Source organism: Pirellulales bacterium (assembly GCA_035939775.1).
In the GTDB taxonomy this organism is placed as follows: Bacteria; Planctomycetota; Planctomycetia; order Pirellulales; family DATAWG01; genus DASZFO01.
On record DASZFO010000278.1, the window covers coordinates 1 to 2,120 of the forward strand.

Below are 2,120 nucleotides of genomic sequence, written 5' to 3' on the forward strand. Positions count from 1 at the left end.
ATTCGCCGACGCCCTGCCGCAGCAAATCTCTTGCCGAGATCACTTCCATCGCCCCAACTTCCTTGCCGCAAGGATTCCTGAACGAATGAATCTAGCCCTTCGCCGCGCAAAAAGTCAATCCCGAGGCGCAATTTGCGCGGAATCTTAACGATTCGGACATGGACACGGTCGCGAACCGTCGAACGGGATTCATTCCATTCGATCTTCGAAGCCGCGCAACGGCAAACGCACATCCGGAGCGAGAATCAACGGAATGAATTCCGTTCTACTTCACGGGGCAACTAGCGAATCTTGCCCGTCTTTTCGAGATACGCGATCACTTCGTCGGCCAGCGTCTCGGCGTCGTTCTTGCTAGCATCGAGAACCAGCTCAGCGCTCTGCGGCGGCTCGTAGGGATCGTCAATGCCCGTGAAACCCTTGATTTCGCCGGCCCGGGCCTTCTTATACAAACCCTTCGGATCGCGTTTTTCACAAACCTCAATCGGCGCATCGACGAACACCTCGATGAAATCTCCCGGCTTGAAGCGGGCCCGCACGGCATCGCGATCGCGGCGATAAGGGCTGATGAACGCCGTGAGCGCGATCGTTCCCGCCTGGCAAAACAGCTCGGCGACCGCCCCGATCCGCCGGATATTCTCCTCGCGGTCCTGTGCGGAAAAGCCGAGGCCGAATCGCTTGGCGAATTCCTCGCCGTGCCGCTCTTTGAGCATGGCCGGAGGGGCGTTCAGCCCGTGGCGGACGTTGTCGCCGTCGAGCACAAAACTCTTCAGGCCGCGAGAATGAAGCTTGTGATCCACGAGGTTCGAGATCGTGCTCTTGCCGCAGGCGCTCAGGCCGGTGAACCAAATGACGCAGCCTTTGTGTTTGTCGAGCAGCTCGCGCTCTTCGCGGGTGACGCTATGTTCGTGCCAGTGAACGTGAACTTTTTCGTCGGACATGGTGTGAGGCCTCGGTTGCTTTTGAGTTCAATATTCGTGTCTCGATTAGACGAAATGATACCCGTCCATTGCCGGCCAGAAAAGGCCAGGAGCCCGGACGCGATGCGGCATGCGGCCGCGGACAACGCGACTCTAGCCCGAAGCGCTAGCGAGGAAATCGACGACATCCGATAATCCCTCGGCGGCGCGTCGGGCTAGTGTAGCGAACGCAATCGCCCGCCACCTGGCCGAAACTCCGCTACGCGCCTCGCGCCGTCGCGAGCTATAATACAGCGGAGCTTTCGCGCCCCGGAAGGCAATCCAGCGGAATCGAGTCTGCTGGTCGGACGTTTCTCTTCCGCGGCCGAACAGGGTTTGTTCGAGGGAGTTACGTTGGACGAACACGATTCTTCCGCCATCGATCCGGCCGCCGCAGCATCGGAAGCTGAAGGCAATGGCCAGTTGTCGCACGTCACGGTGACGCCGAGCCGGCAGCGGATCGCCGATCTCATCAGCCAGATCAAAGATTCGGCCGACAAGCTGGCGACCGACCAGACGACGCAGGGCGATCTGAAAATCTTGAGCCGTACGCTCCGCGAGCTGCGCTATGCGTTCAAGGTTTTCACGCCCTATCGCTCGCGGCGAAAGGTGACGATCTTCGGCTCCGCGCGCACCCGACCCGACAACCCCTCCTATCAGCAAGCGGTCGAGTTCGGCCGCCGCATGGCCGCGGCCGGCTGGCTCGTCGTCACGGGCGCGGCGAGCGGCATCATGGAGGCCGGGCATCTCGGCGCGGGGCGCGAAAACTCGATGGGCCTGAACATCATGCTCCCCTTCGAGCAGGCCTCGAACGCGATCATCGCGGGCGATCCGAAGCTGGTGCACATGAAGTATTTCTTCACCCGCAAGCTGATGTTCGTCAAAGAGTGCGACGCCGTGTGCCTTCTGCCCGGCGGCTTCGGCACTCTCGACGAAGGTCTCGAAGTGCTCACGCTCCTTCAAACCGGCAAACGCGAGATGGTGCCGGTCGTGATGCTCGACGCCCCCGGCGGGGATTTTTGGCAGGAGTTTCAGCGGTTCATTGAGAAGCAACTCTTGGCGCGGGGGATGATCTCGCCGGAAGACACGAGCCTCTACAAGCTGACCGACCGGGTCGATGTGGCCGTCGAGGAAATCTTAAAGTTCTTCCGCGTTTATCACAGC

Annotated in this window: 2 protein-coding genes; one reads left to right on the forward strand and one right to left on the reverse strand. The window is 60.5% G+C overall.

What is annotated here, in order from left to right; translation table 11 throughout:
* Window positions 1-281 precede the first annotated feature (281 nt).
* Window positions 282-938, reverse strand: a complete 657-nt coding sequence (gene cysC, locus VGY55_17260; protein HEV2971730.1) for an adenylyl-sulfate kinase — start codon at window positions 936-938, stop codon at window positions 282-284.
* Window positions 939-1,379: 441 nt separating this feature from the next.
* On the opposite strand from cysC, the gene VGY55_17265 reads away from it, so the two are divergent.
* Window positions 1,380-2,120: LOG family protein (locus VGY55_17265; protein HEV2971731.1), on the forward strand; the 741-nt coding region annotated here is incomplete at its 3' end.